This window comes from Neomegalonema sp. (genome assembly GCF_028688855.1).
Lineage (GTDB): Bacteria > Pseudomonadota > Alphaproteobacteria > Rhodobacterales > Rhodobacteraceae > Neomegalonema.
In genome coordinates this window covers 75,944-91,872 of sequence record NZ_JAQTXI010000014.1, presented here as the reverse complement: position 1 = coordinate 91,872, position 15,929 = coordinate 75,944, and the positions used below count along the sequence as shown (strand labels likewise).

The following is a 15,929-nucleotide window of genomic DNA, read 5'->3' as shown; positions in this document are numbered from 1 at the left end:
TCATGAAGAAACCTCAGGGAGGAAATCCACCATGAAACGCATTCTCGCCGGGCTCTGCCTGACCACCGCCATGAGCCTCTCGGCCCCCGCCTTCGCCGAGACGAAGACCGTCGGCGTCTCCATTCCCGCCGCCACCCACGGATGGGCCGGCGGCATGAACTACTTCGCCCAGGAGGCCGTCAAGCGCCTGGAGGCCACCTATCCCGATCTCGATTTCGTTCTCGCCACGGCCTCGGATCCGGCCAAGCAGGTCAACGACATCGAGGACATGGTCGCCACCCGCAACATCAGCGCCCTCGTCGTGCTGCCCTTCGAATCCGAGCCCCTCACCGGGCCGGTCAAGGCCGTCGCCGACGCGGGCGTCTGGGTGACGGTGGTGGATCGCGGACTCTCCGTCGAGGGGATCGAGGATCTTTACGTCGCGGGCGACAATCCCGGCTTCGGGCGGGTCGCGGGCGAGTTCGTGGCCGGCGCCCTGCCCGAAGGCGGCAAGGTCGTCGTGCTGAGGGGCATCCCCACCACCATCGACAACGAGCGCGTGGAAGGCTTCCAGGCGGCGCTCGAAGGCTCAAGCGTCGAGATCCTCGCCATGGAGCACGGCAACTGGAACCGCGACAAGGCCTTCGAGGTGATGCAGGACTTCCTCTCGAAATATCCGCAGATCGACGCCGTCTGGGCCTCGGACGACGACATGTCGGTGGGCGCCCTGGCGGCCATCGAGGCGGCGGGCCGCAAGGACGTCAAGTTCGTGCTCGGCGGCGCGGGCATGAAGGAGATGATCGCCCGCACCCGCGACGGAGACGCCATGATCCCCGCCAACGTCACCTATCCGCCCGCCATGATCGCCACCGCCATCGAGGTGACGGCGCTCGGGCTGGTGTCGAGCGCGCCGGTTTCGGGGCGCTTCGTCATCGGCTCGGTGCTGGTCACGCCGGAGAACGCGGCGCAGTACTACTTCCCCGACAGCCCCTTCTGATCCAGGAGAAAGGGCGGCCTCCTCTTGGGTGTGGCCGCCTCGCAAGCTTACGTCAGCCGCCGCTTCGCGGCCTCCAGCCCTGCGGCGAGGAGAGCCGGAGCGGCGGCCTCCTCCGAGGTCTCGACATAGCAGCGCAGCTCCGGGGCGTTGCCGGAGGCGCGGTAATGCAGCGTGCTCCCATCCGTCAGGACCATGCGCAGCCCGTCCACGGCGTCGAAGCCCGCGACGGGGCTGGGCGCCGCGCCCGCCGAGGCCAGGACTCCGGCCGCGAATTCGGCGGCGAAGGCCGGATCCTGCTTCAGGCGCTCCAGAAAGGGCCCGCTGCTTTCGGCGGGGATCTCCTTGAGGCGGTCGCTGGCGGTGAAGCGCGCCGGAAGCCGCGCCACAAGCTGCGACAGCTTCAGCCCCTCCGATTTCGCCAGAGCGATCACCGCGAGGATGGGCAGCACGGCGTCCCGCGTCGGCAGGGCCGCGAGCCCGCGCGCCGGAGCGCCGAGCAAAACCCCGCCATTGGCCTCGAAGCCGACGGGAATCCGGGACTCGCCCGCCGCCTGCATCCCCGCCAGCACATGGGGAGAGCCGACCTTCGTGCGCGTCACGGCGCGGAAGAAGCCGCAGGCCTCCACGGCGGAGGTGGAGGTCACCGGCGTCGCCACCAGATCCGCCCCCAGCCAATGCGCCGTCAGCAGCCCCACGAGATCGCCGCGCAGGAAGACGCCCCGCTCGTCGGCGATCAGGGGGCGATCCGCGTCGCCGTCGGCGGAGACGAGGGCGTCGATCTCATGGGCGGCGGCGAAGTCGCGGGCGAGCGCCACGTCCTCGGGACGCAGGGCCTCGGTGTCCACGGGGATGAAGGCCTCGCTCCGGGCGAAAGGCAGAACCCGCGCGCCCAGATCCTCCAGAACCTGCGCGATCACGTCGCGCGAGACGGTCGAATGCTGATAAAGGCCGATGGTCAGCCCCGACAACAGCCCCTCGCCCAGGATCCGATAGCGCGCGCGATAGGCGCCCAGAGCGTCGAAGACCTGCGGCGCGACGAAGGAGGCCGAGCCTGCGGGCGCAGATTCAGCCCGAGCGAGGATCCCGGCTTCGTCGGTCTTGTCGATCTCGCCCTCGGCCCGGTAGAATTTCAGGCCGTTGCGGTCGTCGGGGATGTGGCTCCCGGTGACCATGATCCCCGGCGCCCTCCGGCTCATCGCCGCCAGAGCCAGAGCCGGAGACGGAACCTCGCCGCAATCCACCGGAGCCAACCCCTCCGCCGCGATGGCCGCGAGGCAGGCGCGGGAGATCCTCGGGCTGGAGCCGCGCAGATCGCGCCCCACCAGAACCTCGCCCCCTGCGCTCAGGGCCCCTTGCGCCCGCAGATGCGCCAGGAAGGCCCGCGTCCAGAGCGCGCAAGCCTCGTCCGTCAGATCCGCGACCAGGCCGCGCAGGCCGCTCGTGCCGAATTTCAGGCCGCTCATGCGCCTCTCCTCCTGCACCCGTTCAGACCCGGCCGAACATGTCCTCGAAGCGCACGATGTCGTCCTCGCCGAGATAGGAGCCCGTCTGAACCTCGATCAGCTCCAGCAGGATCTTCCCCGGATTGGCCAGACGATGCACCGCCCCCAGAGGCAGATAGATCGACTCGTTCTCGGTCAGAAGCCTGGTCTGGCCGTCCACCGTCACCTCCGCCGTGCCGCGCACCACGATCCAGTGTTCCGAACGATGGTGATGCTTCTGGAGGCTCAGCTTCTTGCCCGGCTTCACGAAGAGCCGCTTCACCTGGAAGCGCTCGCCGCCCAGCACCGAGGAATAGCCGCCCCAGGGCCGGTAGACGGTCTTGTGGATCTCGGTCAGGGCCCGGGTCTCCGGACGCGACCGCAGACGCGCCACGATCCCCCCCACCTTCTGCGTCTCCGAGAGAGGCCCGACGAAGATCGCGTCCTCGCTGGCGATCACCGCCACGTCCTTCAGGCCCTGGACCACCACATGCGCCTTCTCGGAGATCACGAGGGAGCCGCTCGCCTCCGAGAAGCTCGCCGGACCCGAAGCCGCATTGCCCCGGGCGTCCTTGCCGCGCGCCTTCCAGACCGCGTCCCAGGCGCCGAGGTCGGACCAGGCGAAGGACACCGGCAGGACCGAAGCCCGGTCCGTCTTCTCGAAGATCGCGTAATCCACCGAGATGTCGGGCGCGGCGGCGAAGCTCTCCTCGTCGATCCGCACGAAATCCAGATCGGACGTCGCCCGCTCCACCCCGAGGGAGGCCGCGCGGAAGGTCTCCGGCGCGAGGCGCCCGGCCTCCTCCAGAAACACCCGCGCCTTGAGCATGAACATCCCCGAATTCCAGACATGCCCACCCGCCGCCAGCATGGCTTCGGCGCGCGCGAGGTCGGGCTTCTCGACGAAGCGCGCCACCTTCAGCGCCCCCTCCGGAGTCAGGGGCTCGCCGCAGAGGATGTAGCCGTAACCCGTTTCGGGGCGGTCGGGAGTCACGCCGAAGGTCACCAGAAATCCCGAGCGGGCGGCGGAGGCGGCGGCGTCCACCGCGCGCCAGTAGCCTTCATCCGCCACGATGGCGTGATCCGAGGGCAGGACATGCAGCACCGCCTCGGGATCGATCCTCAGCACCGCATGGGCCGCCGCCGCGACGATGGCCGCCGCCGTGTTGCGCGCCGTCGGCTCCAGAAGGATCGCCGCCAGAGGAGCCCCGATCTCCTGGGCCTGCTCGGCGACGAGGAAGCGGTATTCGGCGTTGGTCAGCACGAGCGCAGGACCATAACGCCCGTCATGGGGAGAAGCCCGGGAGAGCGTGTCCTGAAACAGGCTCGTCTCGCCCATCAGGGGCAGGAACTGCTTGGGACGCGCCGAACGGGACATGGGCCAGAGCCGCGTCCCCTGTCCGCCAGCCAGAACCACGGGAAGGATCGGAGAGGCCATGATGACACACCTTCGCAGAAACCGCCGCCCCGACAGACGCCCGGCCTCCGGCGGGAGATCAGGCGCGATCCCTCGCGCCCGTCCTGAAGGCGCGCGGAATCCGGAGAGAGACCACATGCCTAGCGGGAGAGGTTGAAGGAATCGCGAAGGACGAAAGACGCAAGGGCGCGGTCAGCTGCCGCGATAGGTCGCCGAACTCCAGGGCGTGGCCACGAGGGGCACGTGATAATGCCCTTCGGGCTCGCTGATCCCGAAGCGGATCGGCACCACGTCCATGAAGGGAAACTCCGGCAAGGCGAGCCCCCTGGCGCGGAAATAATCCCCCACATGGAAAACCAGCTCGTAGCGCCCCGCCCGTAGCGGACGCCCCGAGATCAGGGGCGCGTCGGTGCGGCCGTCGGCGTTGGTGACCACCTCCAGAAGCTTCGCCGCCGCGCTGGCGCCGCGCTCGAAGAGCTCGATCCGCACCCCCGCCGCCGGAGATCCATGAGCCGAATCCAGCACATGGGTCGAGAGACGTCCGGCGGTCCTCGGCGCGCCCGGACCCTCCACCGCCTCGACCAGCCGCAGGCGCGTGATATGGCCGATCTCCGCCATGGCGCGGGAAAGTTCGGTCTCGACGTCGTTGGCGAGGCGGGGCGCGTAGGAATCCAGAATGGCGTCGCGGGTCTGGCGCCGGACGCAGACGATGAAGGGAAAGCCGAATTTCCCGGCGTAGGCGGCGTTCAGGCTCTGGAAGCGGTCGTATTCCGCATCCGAAAGCCGGTCCAGGCCCAGGCCCGCCTGCTCGGAGACGGAGGCGGGCGCCATCTCGCCCGCCCGCGCCGCCTTGCCCGCCAGATCCGGATGTCCCCGCAGAAAGGCGATCCGCTCGGCCTGGGGGCGGGCCTCCACGGCGGCCAGCATGGCCCCATGAAGATCCGCCACCGTCGCGAAAGGCCTTTGCGCGGCGGCGGCCTCGGCGGCCCAGGGCGCGTGTTCGAAGATCGCTCCGAGAAGCGAGACGAATTCCGCAAGGGAGGCCTGATTCAGCCTCTCCAGAGAAACGGGCGCGGCGGTCATGGGGCTCTTCTCCTCAGCGTCCGACGACGCATTCGATCTGACCATGCGGCTCGTCGGTGGGCGTGAAGACGGCGTTCGGATTGTCCAGGCCGAAAGGCGCCAGATTCACCAGCAGATAATGCTTGTTCGGGCAGGCCGCCGAAACCTGCTCGAGCTCGGGGACCGCCGCAAGGGCCGCCTCTCCCATGCGATAGAGGCTGTCCTGAACGCTGGCGCTATAGGTGGTCGCGAAGACCTCCAGCATGGTTTCGAGGATCCTGGCGTTGGCCGCCTCGTAGCTGGCGGGCGCCTTGCGCCAGGTCCAGCGGGCCTCCATGGAGGTGGCGCAGATGCGGTCGTCGGTCTCCCTGATGGTGGTGTAGGGATCCTTCGTATAGCCCGACCAGCCCGATTCCGTGGACTTCATGAACATGTAGTCGCTCACGCCGGAGGTCACGGAGGAAGATCCGTCGCGGGCCATCCGGGCCTCGACGAAGGGGCGTCCGTTGCCGTCCAGCGTGAAGCTGTGCAGATGCGGCTTCCCGCCGACCTCATGACGCCGCCATTTCGTCTCATGGGCCGTGACGGTCGCGGTCTCGACCTGCGGATATCTGTCGAGGAAGCGCCGCGCCACCGCGAGGGCGAATTCCTCGTTGCCGAGATTCAGCGACTCGCGCGCCACGATGTTGACCACGTTCTTGACGGTGTCCGTCGAGACCACCTTCGAATTGTCGGCGTCGGTGAAGGCGGCGGAGAAATCGCCGGTCAGCATGGGCTGAACCGTGAGTTCGCGCACTTCCTGCCGCTCGCCGTCCTTGAACAGACGCAGCACGCGCACGCGCCCCTTGCCGTAGACGTTGCTGATCAAAGGCATGTTCCGCTCTCCCCCTCCGGATTGCTCAGACGTGTTCGGCCGCAGCCGCCGCAGAAGCGGCTTCGGAGCGCGCCGTCTCGGCGCTCCGGACGCCGTTGAAGAAGACGTTCAGCAAGACCGCCACGATGGCCGCCAGCAGGATTCCAGACTCCAGCAAAGGGTGCAAGTCATGAGGCAGGTTCCTGAAGAGACTCGGCGCCACCAGAGGAATCATGCCGAAGCCCACCGCAATCGCCACGATGAAGAGATTGTTGGCGTTGGTCCGGAAATCCACGCCGGAGAGAATGCGGATGCCCGTCGCCGCCACCATGCCGAACATCACGATCCCCGCCCCGCCCAGCACCACCTGCGGCACCGATTCCGCCAGAGCCGCCATCTTCGGCAGAAGCCCCAGAGCCAGAAGGATCACGCCGCCCGCCACCGTCACCCAGCGCGAACGCACCCCCGTCACGCCCACAAGCCCGACGTTCTGCGAAAAGGAGGTGTAGGGGAAGGTGTTGAAGATCCCCCCGATCAGAGTGCCCACGCCGTCGGCGCGCAAGCCCCTGGTCAGGTCGTCGCGGGAGAGCTTGCGCTCCGTGATCTCGCCGATGGCGAGGAACATCCCCAGGGACTCGATCATCACCACGATCATCACCACGCACATCGTCACGATGGGCACGAGATGAAATTGCGGCGTTCCGAAGTGGAAGGGCAGCACCAGACCGAACCATGGAGCCTCGGCCACCTTGTCGACATGCATGATCCCCATGGCCGCCGCCAGCAGACAACCCGCCACGATCCCCAGCAGCACCGCCACGTTCCGGACGAAGCCCTGCGTCCATTTCAGCAGGGCGAGGATCGTCAGCAGCACGAAGCCCGCGATGGCGAGGCCCGAAACCTGACCGTAATTCGGGTTCGGGAAATGCACGCTCACGCCGTCGACCATGCGCGGAAAGCTCGGCTGGCCGCCGCCCGCCCAGTTCACGCCCACCCGCATCAGGGAAATTCCGATCACCAGGATGATCGTGCCCGTCACCACCGGCGGGAAAAGCGGCAGGAGCCGCGAAACGAAAGGCGCGACCAGAGTCCCGAAGATCCCCGCCGCGATCACCGAGCCGAAGATCCCGAGAATCCCCACCTCCGGCGCCGTCGCCATCGAGAGCATCGGCCCGAGCGCCGCGAAGGTCACGCCCATCATCACCGGAAGCCGGACGCCGACGCCGGGAATCCCCCAGCTCTGGATCAGCGTCGCGACTCCGCAGGCGAAGAGATCGGCGCTGATGAGGAAGGCCACATCCTCGGGCGGCAGATTCAGCGCTCGCCCCACGATCAGGGGCACGGCCACCGCGCCCGCATACATCACCAGAACATGCTGCAAGGCCAGAGGCGCGAGCCTCGCGAGGGGAAGACGTTCATCCACGGGGTGGACGGCGGAGGACGGACTCGAGGGCATGGGCGCGCTCCTGAATTCAGGGATGAGGCGGACGGTTCGTGCAGGGACTCCTTTTTCAGGCGGGTCGGGGCGGGCGGGGCGAAGGCCGCCCGGGAGAGTTCAGGCCGAAGCCTCGGCGGCGCGGCGGCGCAGGCCTCCGGCGCGCTCCAGAAAGGCGACGATCTCGCCGAGGCCGATCCGGCGGCGCAGGTCGGTGAAGACGAAAGGCCGATCCCCCCGCTGAGCCGCAGCGTCCCGGCGCATCACGTCGAGATCCGCCCCCACATAGGGCGCCAGATCCGTCTTGTTGACAATCAGCAAATCCGACCGCGTGATCCCCGGACCGCCCTTGCGCGGGATCTTCTCGCCCCCCGCCACGTCGATGACGTAGAGCGTCAGATCCGCCAGATCCGGAGAGAAGGTCGCCGCGAGGTTGTCGCCCCCGGATTCGACGAAGACCACGTCCAGATCCGGAAAGCGGCGGCGCATCTCGGCGATGGCCGCGAGATTGATCGAAGCATCCTCGCGGATGGCCGTATGAGGGCAGCCGCCGGTCTCCACGCCGAGGATGCGCTCCTCGGGCAGGGCCTGAAGGCGGTTGAGGATCAGGGCGTCTTCCTTGGTGAAGATGTCGTTGGTCACCACCGCAAGGGAGTAGTCGTCGCGCATGGCCTTGCAGAGCATCTCCGTGAGGGTGGTCTTGCCGGCGCCGACCGGGCCGCCGATTCCGACGCGCAAAGGGCCGTGAAAGGAAGTCATGAGCGGAACACCCGTGAATGGAGCGCCTCATGGCGCAGGGTCATGAGATCGGACAGGAAGGTCGAGGAGCCGAGGTCTTCGAGCGTGGAGCAGGCGGCGCGCGCCGAGGCCGCCAGCAAGGGGGCCTCAAGGGCGGAGAGGATCGCCAGGGCGTCGCTCTGTCCGAGCGGAACCAGCCGCACCGCGCCTTGCAGCAGATTGGCCGCGAAGGCGTGCAGACAAGCCAGCAGAACCGCTTCCAGAGGCAGCCCCGCCCGAGCCGCCGTCTCGCCCACCGCCAGAGGACTGGCCAGAGGCGCAGGCTCCGCGACGCCCGTCCAGGGCGCGGCGGCGCGCAGGAAGGCTTCGCCCTGGAGCATGGTCTCCATATGGCGCTCGCGGCCGCCCGCCAGAGCCTCGGCCAATTCAGCCAGAGCGCGCAGGGCGGCGGAGTCCTGCGCGCGGGCGGCGCGCCAGGCCTCGGCCAGAAGAACCGCGTCGTTCCAGCCCGAACCCAAGGACACCAGATCCTCCAGCCAGAGCCGCAGGGACTCGCGGTCATGGATCAGGCCTTCGTGAATCGCCTGCTCCAGACCGTGGCTATAGGCGAAGGCCCCGATGGGGAAGCTCGGCGAAAGCCAGGTCAGCAGGCGCAGAAGCTCCACGCCGCCGACCTTCTCCCGCCCGAGGCAGCCCCCCCCTCCGGCGCCGAGATCATCCATGCGCATGGCCATGATAGGCGCCGCGCACCGGGCGGAAGGGCTCGACCGCCGGAGCAACCCGCGCGCCCAGACCCTCCAGCATGGCCCTGATCACCGGATCGCGCGGAATGAGCAGCCGCGTCCGTTCGATCTGCGCCGCGAAATGGCGGTTGCCCAGATGCCAGGCCAGTTCGATCAAGGGCGCGGCCTTGGGGCTGGAGCCCGCCGTCACGGCGTAGAGCATCTCGGAGGCCGCCCGAATCCGCACCCGACGCCCGTCCTCGAGCGCCAGCCGGTCGCCCTCCTCCAGACGCGCGGGCTCGGGGAGATCCACGAGGATCTCCGAGCCGTCGGTCAGGCGCAGAAGCCGCCGCCGCACATGGCGCTCCTCATGGCTCAGCAGGGCCTCGCCGAGGAGGTTCTCCGAGACGGGGCCGCGCGGCGCAGGCAGATGCGCGACGGCGCGCGGCGGCGGAGCGATCAAGGGCGCGAGGCTCATCGGGCGGGGCCTTTCAGAAGAGGAAATAGCGTTGCGCCATGGGCAGGACTTCGGCGGGTTCGCAGGCGAGCAATTCGCCGTCGGCGCGGACTTCATAGGTCTCGGGATCCACCTCCACATGAGGCGTGGCGGCGTTGTGGATCATCGAGGCCTTGGAGATTCCGCCCCGCGTGTTCCGCACGGCGGCCATGGGCTTGACCACGCCGAGCTTCTCCCGAAGCCCGAGATCCAGCGCGGCTTGCGAGACGAAGGTCAGGGAGGAGAGGGCGGCGGCTCTCCCGAAGCTTCCGAACATCGGGCGGTAATGCATGGGCTGAGGCGTCGGGATGGAGGCGTTGGGATCGCCCATCGGCGCCACGGCGATGCTTCCGCCCACCAGCACCATCTCCGGCTTGACGCCGAAGAAAGCCGGATTCCAGAGGACCAGATCCGCCCGCTTGCCGGGCTCCACCGAGCCCACCTCATGGGAGATCCCTTGAGCTATGGCCGGATTGATGGTGGTCTTGGCGATGTAGCGTCTGGCGCGGAAATTGTCGTTGCGGCTGGAATCCTCCGGCAGAGGCCCGCGCTGGATCTTCATCTTGTGGGCCGTCTGCCAGGTGCGGATCAGCACCTCGCCGACGCGGCCCATGGCCTGACTATCCGAGGAGATGATCGAGAAGGCCCCGATGTCATGCAGGATGTCCTCGGCGGCGATGGTCTCCTTGCGGATGCGGCTTTCGGCGAAGGCCACGTCTTCGGGGATGCTCGGGCTGAGGTGATGGCAGACCATCAGCATGTCGAGATGCTCAGCCAGCGTGTTGCGGGTGTAAGGCCGCGTCGGATTGGTCGAGGAGGGGAGGACGTTGGATTCCCCGCAGATCCTGATGATGTCCGGCGCATGGCCTCCGCCCGCGCCTTCGGTGTGGAAGGCGTGGATGGTGCGGCCCTTGATCGCCGCCAAAGTCGCCTCGACGAAGCCGCTTTCATTCAGGGTGTCGGTGTGAATCATGACCTGGACGTCATGGGCGTCGGCGGTGCTGAGGCAATTATCGATGGCGGCGGGCGTCGAGCCCCAATCCTCATGGAGCTTCAGCGCGCAGGCGCCGCCCTCGATCATCTCCACCAGAGCCGCCGGGCGCGAGGCGTTGCCCTTGCCCGCGAGGCCGAGGTTGATCGGAAAGGCGTCGAAGGACTGGATCATCCGCGCCAGATGCCAGGGGCCCGGCGTGCAGGTCGTCGCGAGGGTGCCATGGGCCGGGCCCGTGCCGCCGCCGATCAGGGTCGTCACGCCGGAGGCCAGAGCCTCGTCGATCTGTTGCGGACAGATGAAATGCACATGGGCGTCCACGCTGCCGGCGGTCAGGATGCGGCCCTCTCCGGCGATGATCTCGGTGCCGGGGCCGATCACGATGGTCACGCCCGATTGCACGTCGGGATTCCCCGCCTTGCCGATCGCGAGGATGCGCCCGTCCTTCAGCCCGACGTCCGCCTTCACGATCCCCCAATGGTCGAGAATCAGGGCGTTGGTGATGACGGTGTCCGCCGCGCCCTCCTGGCGCGAGGCCTGGCTCTGGCCCATGCCGTCGCGGATCACCTTGCCGCCGCCGAACTTCACCTCTTCGCCGTAAAGGGTGAAGTCCCTCTCCACCTCGATGATCAGTTCGGTGTCGGCGAGGCGGACGCGGTCGCCGGTGGTCGGGCCGTAAAGCCGGGCGTAGGAGGCGCGAGGAAGGGCGTAAGGCATGATTCAGAGCCTCCCCATGATCTTCTGCTGAAAGCCCCAGACTTCGCGCGCCCCGCCGAAGGGGATCAGCCGCGCCTCGCGCTCCTGACCCGGCTCGAAGCGCAGCGCCGTTCCGGCGGGGATGTCGAGGCGCATCCCTCGAGCCGCCGCGCGGTCGAAGTCGAGGGCCTCGTTGACCTCGAAGAAGTGGTAATGCGAGCCGACCTGAACCGGGCGGTCGCCGCGATTGGCCACCACCAGCGTGATCGCCTCGGCGCCCGCATTGAGCAGGATCTCGCCTTCCGCAGGGAGGATTTCTCCGGGGATCATCTCAGCCTCCCACAGCCAGCCAGAGTCCCGCGAGGGCCGTCAGACCGCCCGCCGCCCGGATCGCGCCGCGCCCGAACTCCGAACCGAGGAAGCGCGCGAAGCCCAGACCGAAAGCGACCCCCGCGCCATGCAGAAGCGCCGTCGCCAGAGCGAAGCCGAGCGCGAAGCTCGCGGCGCCCGCCTCGCCGAGCTCGCCGCCATGGGCGTGGCCGTGGAAGAGCGCGAAGGCCCCGACGATCAGGGCCGCGACCGGAACCGGCGCCCGGACCGCCATGAGCGCCAGAAGTCCGACGGCGACCACCGAGGCGAGAATGGCGGGCTCGACGAAGGGCAGAGGCATCCCGCCCAGAGCCGCCGCGAATCCGACCAGCATCGCCCCGACGAAAGCCGCCGGAACCGCCCCGAGCGCGCGTCCTCCGAGCAGCGCCGCCCAGAGCCCCACCGCCACCATGGCGAAGATATGGTCCAGCCCGAAGAAGGGATGCGAGAAGCCGGCCGCGAAGGAGCCATGTTCGGCGGGGTTCAGATGCGCCGCCGCCGGAAGCGGGGCCATCGGCAGGAGCGCGAGGCTCAGGAGAAGGAGACGCTTCATGAGGAGTTCCCTTTCAGCGGATGGGTTCGTGGATGGTGACGAGCTTCACGCCGTCGGGGAAAGTGGCCTCGACCTGAACGTCCGGGATCATCTCGGGCACGCCCTCCATGACCTGTCCGCGCGAGATCACATGCGCGCCCGCCTCCATGAGATCCGCCACCGAGCGCCCGTCGCGCGCGCCCTCCACGACGTAATCCACGATCAGCGCTACGGATTCCGGATGGTTCAGCTTCACGCCGCGCTCCAGACGGCGCCGGGCGACCATCGCCGCCATGGAGATCAGGAGCTTGTCCTTTTCACGGGGAGTCAGGTTCATGAGTCACATCCGCCAGAGTCGCGACAGGGGCCGTCCGCCCCGCAGGAGAGTCAGGGCGGGCTCCAGACGCCGCCGCAGGGAGAGGCCGTCCGGGGCCGTCAGCCGCGCCAGAAGCCGCCCGCGCCAGAAGCTCGCGCCGCCCTGAGCGCCGAGGATCTCGCGCAAGGGCTCCAGCAGGCTCTCCGCCCGCCGCCCCACATGAAGGAGGGTCGCCAGAGCCGCCCCGCCCCTCAGCGTCGAGGCGCGCGCGAGGATCTCCGAGACGGGGCCTTCGAGCCGCAGATCCTCGGCGTGAAGCAGCCGCCCGCCCTGACGGATCCGCCAGCGGTCGCGCAAGGTCGCGTGGGTCAGGGTCTCGCCCATGGCCTTGCGCCCGAAGAGGATCGCCTCCACCGCGAGGAATTCCGAATCCGGCGCAAGATCCGCCTCAAGGCTGCGCGAGAGCGCCGCGCCGTCGAAGAGGATCGTCTCCTGAGGCAGCCAGTCCAGACGCGCCCCAGGCCCGAGCCTCAGGCGGTTGCGGATCTCCACCTCGCCCCCAGAGGCCCGATAGATGCGTTCGCAAGCCTGGGTGCTCGCCATGGCCTCGGCGCCGGGGCCGAGTTCGATCTCGACGGAGAAGCGGTCGCCGCCCGTCAGCCCCCCCGAGGAATTGATCAGGATCGGCTCCGCCTCGGTCGCGCCGAGGGGGCCCTTCACCAGCCGGACCTTCGCGCAGCCCTCCTGATAGATGCGGTCGGGCCGTGTGCGCCCGGCCTCCTGCTTCAGGGCCAGCCGCAGGACGCCCTCGGCTCTTTGCGGCGCGGGCCTCCCGGGCGCAGGACGCGCCGGAGCCTCGGGATGGGCGATGATCATGGAGGGCTCGGCGAGCAGCGCATGCGGGATCCTCCGAAGGGTTAATCCCGGGAGGATCCAGCAAATCATATGCCATAAGGCGATGGCGAGATTTATCCGATCAGGATCATGGGTTTGCCTCTTCAGGCGCGAAAAATCCCCCGAAAGGAGAGGTCAGGTTTTCGCCAGATGATGGCGCTTTTTTCAGCAAACACCTCACAGATGCGCAAAATTTCGCCGCATCGCGGAAAATCCTCCGCTGCGGCTCATGTCTCGCTCCGCCCGTAGAAATCCGATTGCGGATCCTTCAGCACCATCTCGCGCAGCCGCTCCCAGAGATGCGCCCGCAAAGCGGCGTATTCGGGATGGGCGCGCGGATCCCGCCCCCGGCCCGGAGAGGCGAAGGGAAGCCGGATCTCCTCGACCACCCGCCCCGGATGCGGAGACAGAAGGACGATCCGGTCGGCCAGAAGGAGCGCCTCGTCCACGCTGTGGGTGACGAACAGCACCGTCGCCGGACGCCGCCCCGTCAGGCGCAGCAATTCATGCTGCATCAGCTCGCGCGCCTGGGCGTCGAGGCTGGCGAAGGGCTCGTCCATCAGCAGGACCTCCGGCTCCGCCGCCAGAGCCCGCGCCAGAGCCAGGCGCTGCTTCATGCCCCCCGACAAGGCGCGCGGATAGGACTCCGCCGCGCGCGTCAGGCCGACGAGCTCCAGATAATGGTCCGCCCGGGCCCGACGCTCGGCGGAGGGCAGATGCGGCAAGGCGAAGGCGATGTTCTCGCGGGCCGTCTTCCAGGCCAGCAGCCGGAAGGACTGGAAGGCCATCGCCGTACGACGTCCGGGAACCGGCGGCGCGCCGCCCAGCTCCACGCGCCCCGAACTCGGCGCGATCAGCCCCGCCGCCAGAGACAGCAAGGTGGTCTTGCCGCAGCCCGAAGGCCCCAGAAAGACCACGAACTCCTCCGCCGCGATCTCCAGCGAGATTTCTGCAAGCGCCGGGCTTCCGGCGCCGTAATCCTTCGAAACCCGGTCGAAGCGCAGCAGAGGCGCAGGCGGAGAAACCAGGCTCATCGCGTGGGCTCGTCCGCGCCCTCGACCACCCCCAGACGCGCCAGCACGCCGTCGAGAACGGAGAAATCCACCCAATCCCCGATCTCCAGCTTCGGAGTCGTCGCGAAATCCTCGCTCTCGTGGAGCCAGTCCGAGGTGTAGCGCAACTCCTTCGCCGAAAGGCCGCCGTTCACGCTCCAGCTTCCGGCGTAGGCCGCCGCCAGAGCCTCCAGATCGGCGCGCGCGACGTCGGGGCGGGCCTTCTCCATCGCCGCCACCCAGGCCGCCGGATCGGCGGCGTAAGCGCGCGAGGCCAGCACGAGGGCCTCCACCACCGCCGAGACCTCCGCCGCGCGCGCGCGCAGCACGTCGCCCCGCACCACGTCGAGCTTGGAGACCACCGGCGCCGCCGCGTAATAGGTCTCGGGATCGACCAGCACATGAATCCCCGTCCGGTCGGGCAGCGTGGTCAGAACCCCGATGGACATGGTGGTGGCGTCGACGGCTCCCGCCATCAGGGCTTGCGCCCGCACGCCGGGCTGGCCGAGGGAGACCACCTGAAGCGTCTCCGGATCCAGCCCCTGCGCTTCGAGCACCTTCAGGCTCTGGCCGTGATCCACGCTGCCCAGCCGCCCGACGCCGAAGCTCCCGCCCGCGAGATCGGCGAGGGTCGCGATCTCCCTGCGGGCGGCGATCAGGAAAGGCAGCGACTTGTTCGGCGAATCCACCGCCTTCAGATCGGCGCCCTGAGCCGCCATCCGGATCAGGGCGTCGGTTCCGACATTGGCCATCTCGCCCGCACCCGAGCGCAGCGCCGCCAGGGCGGAGGGCGTCTGCTGCACGCGGATCAGCTCCACCTCGACGCCCGCGCGCGCGAAATAGCCCTCCTGCAAGGCCAGATCGAGCACGGAGTTGGGCGCGAGCGGCGTCTCCAGATGGGTGACGATCAGGCGGAAGGGCTCGGCCCCCGCGCCCGGCGCCCCCGGCGCCAGCGTCAGACAGGCCGTCGCGGCCGTCAGAAGGATCCGGAACATGCGCAGCTCCCTTTCGCCTTGCGGCGGCTCATTCGCCGCGCCAGCGGCCCAGACGCCTCTCCGCCAGACGCAGGCCCTCCGTGACGACCACGCCGATCAGCGAGAAGGTGAGGAGAATGACGAAATATTCGGCCATGCGGAAGCTGTTTCCGTAAAGCGCCAGGAGTCCGCCCAGACCCTGCGCCGCCGTATAGAGCTCGGCCACCACGGTGTTGATCAGCCCGACGGCCGCCGCCAGCCTCAGGCCCGTCGCGAGGAAGGGCGTCGCTCCCGGAAGGACCACATGCGCGAAGATCCGCCAGCGGCCCGCGCCGGTCGAGCGCGCCATCTCGATCAGCTCGGGATCGGCGTTGCGGACTCCGGCGTAGGCGTTGAGGATCACGGGCATCACCGCGCCCAGAAAGACGATGAAGATCTTGGCCTCCGCCCCGAGCCCCAGAAGCAGGATGATCAGCGGAATGAAGGCCACCCGGGGCGTCGCCGCCAGAGCGTCGACGAAGACGTCCAGCGCCCGCCCCAGAGGCCGGAAGGCCCCCATCAGCACCCCGACCGCGATCCCGACGACCGCCGCAAGGCCCAGACCCGCGCCATAGACCGCCAGACTCTCGCCGAGGGCCTGGGTCAGGCGTCCCGATTCCCAAAGGCGCCCCGCCGCCTCCCATGTGGCCGCAGGCGTGGGCACGATCCCGCGCGGCGCCGCGCCCGCCGCCCAGCTCCAGAAGGCCAGAAGCCCCCCCAGAACGCCCAGACGCATCAGGACGACCGCCATCATGAAAGCTCCGCCCGCGCAGACGCGCAGGGCTTGCGGCCCTCCGGCCGCTCCGGCGGATCGCCCGTCATCTCTTCTCCCCCCATCGGCCCCCATGGGCCCCGACCTGTCGCGGAATCCGGCGAAGCCGCGCCC

General features: G+C 68.7%; 17 protein-coding genes and 1 pseudogene. 1 reads left to right on the top strand and 17 read right to left on the bottom strand.

Translation table 11 applies throughout. The annotated features are described in order from the left end of the window. Positions 1-31 precede the first annotated feature (31 nt). Positions 32-976, top strand: coding sequence for an ABC transporter substrate-binding protein (locus PHN62_RS11910; RefSeq protein WP_300150860.1), 945 nt, complete (start codon positions 32-34; stop codon positions 974-976). 47 nt (positions 977-1,023) lie between these two features. On the opposite strand, the gene PHN62_RS11905 is transcribed toward PHN62_RS11910, so the two are convergent. The 17 genes and pseudogenes from PHN62_RS11905 to PHN62_RS11825 form a co-directional block, all read right to left on the bottom strand. After that, complete coding sequence (locus PHN62_RS11905; RefSeq protein WP_300150857.1) at positions 1,024-2,439, bottom strand: phosphomannomutase; 1,416 nt, start codon at positions 2,437-2,439, stop codon at positions 1,024-1,026. A gap of 22 nt (positions 2,440-2,461) precedes the next feature. Next, entirely contained in the window at positions 2,462-3,895 is a 1,434-nt protein-coding gene (locus tag PHN62_RS11900; protein ID WP_300150855.1) for a mannose-1-phosphate guanylyltransferase/mannose-6-phosphate isomerase, read from the bottom strand. A gap of 171 nt (positions 3,896-4,066) precedes the next feature. Then, complete coding sequence (gene uraH / locus PHN62_RS11895; RefSeq protein ID WP_300150891.1) at positions 4,067-4,447, bottom strand: hydroxyisourate hydrolase; 381 nt, start codon at positions 4,445-4,447, stop codon at positions 4,067-4,069. Between the two features lie 18 nt (positions 4,448-4,465). Next, positions 4,466-4,957 (bottom strand): annotated as a pseudogene (gene uraD / locus PHN62_RS11890) (2-oxo-4-hydroxy-4-carboxy-5-ureidoimidazoline decarboxylase); the annotation flags it as partial. A 13-nt stretch (positions 4,958-4,970) separates the two neighbouring features. After that, positions 4,971-5,810, bottom strand: coding sequence for a factor-independent urate hydroxylase (pucL, locus tag PHN62_RS11885; RefSeq protein WP_300150852.1), 840 nt, complete (start codon positions 5,808-5,810; stop codon positions 4,971-4,973). Between the two features lie 25 nt (positions 5,811-5,835). Then, on the bottom strand, positions 5,836-7,245 hold the full coding sequence (locus tag PHN62_RS11880; protein WP_300150849.1) for a nucleobase:cation symporter-2 family protein: 1,410 nt from the start codon (positions 7,243-7,245) through the stop codon (positions 5,836-5,838). A gap of 99 nt (positions 7,246-7,344) precedes the next feature. Further along, complete coding sequence (gene ureG / locus PHN62_RS11875; RefSeq protein ID WP_300150846.1) at positions 7,345-7,983, bottom strand: urease accessory protein UreG; 639 nt, start codon at positions 7,981-7,983, stop codon at positions 7,345-7,347. Beyond that, the gene (locus PHN62_RS11870) at positions 7,980-8,696 is read right to left on the bottom strand and encodes an urease accessory protein UreF (protein ID WP_300150844.1); all 717 of its coding nucleotides are present in this window, start codon (positions 8,694-8,696) and stop codon (positions 7,980-7,982) included. Before PHN62_RS11870 ends, ureG begins: the two co-directional genes overlap by 4 nt. After that, positions 8,677-9,162, bottom strand: a complete 486-nt coding sequence (locus tag PHN62_RS11865; protein WP_300150841.1) for an urease accessory protein UreE — start codon at positions 9,160-9,162, stop codon at positions 8,677-8,679. The genes PHN62_RS11870 and PHN62_RS11865 overlap by 20 nt, the downstream gene beginning before the upstream one ends. 13 nt (positions 9,163-9,175) lie before the next feature. Beyond that, positions 9,176-10,888, bottom strand: a complete 1,713-nt coding sequence (ureC, locus tag PHN62_RS11860; RefSeq protein WP_300150838.1) for an urease subunit alpha — start codon at positions 10,886-10,888, stop codon at positions 9,176-9,178. Positions 10,889-10,891: 3 nt separating this feature from the next. Further along, positions 10,892-11,197 (bottom strand): urease subunit beta, encoded by a 306-nt coding sequence (locus PHN62_RS11855; protein WP_018633980.1) that lies wholly within the window; start codon positions 11,195-11,197, stop codon positions 10,892-10,894. Between the two features lies 1 nt (position 11,198). Then, positions 11,199-11,789, bottom strand: coding sequence for a HupE/UreJ family protein (locus tag PHN62_RS11850; protein ID WP_300150833.1), 591 nt, complete (start codon positions 11,787-11,789; stop codon positions 11,199-11,201). Positions 11,790-11,802: 13 nt separating this feature from the next. Continuing rightward, positions 11,803-12,105 (bottom strand): urease subunit gamma, encoded by a 303-nt coding sequence (locus tag PHN62_RS11845; RefSeq protein WP_300150831.1) that lies wholly within the window; start codon positions 12,103-12,105, stop codon positions 11,803-11,805. 3 nt (positions 12,106-12,108) lie between these two features. Beyond that, entirely contained in the window at positions 12,109-12,960 is an 852-nt protein-coding gene (locus PHN62_RS11840; protein WP_300150828.1) for an urease accessory protein UreD, read from the bottom strand. A 245-nt stretch (positions 12,961-13,205) separates the two neighbouring features. Then, positions 13,206-14,012, bottom strand: a complete 807-nt coding sequence (locus tag PHN62_RS11835; RefSeq protein ID WP_300150825.1) for an ABC transporter ATP-binding protein — start codon at positions 14,010-14,012, stop codon at positions 13,206-13,208. After that, positions 14,009-15,025 carry an ABC transporter substrate-binding protein gene (locus PHN62_RS11830; RefSeq protein ID WP_300150822.1) on the bottom strand — a complete coding sequence of 339 codons (1,017 nt, stop codon included), beginning with the start codon at positions 15,023-15,025 and terminating at the stop codon, positions 14,009-14,011. The genes PHN62_RS11835 and PHN62_RS11830 overlap by 4 nt, the downstream gene beginning before the upstream one ends. A gap of 28 nt (positions 15,026-15,053) precedes the next feature. Next, a complete protein-coding gene (locus PHN62_RS11825) occupies positions 15,054-15,797 on the bottom strand; it encodes an ABC transporter permease (RefSeq protein ID WP_300150819.1) in 744 nt (247 codons plus the stop codon). Positions 15,798-15,929 lie beyond the last annotated feature (132 nt).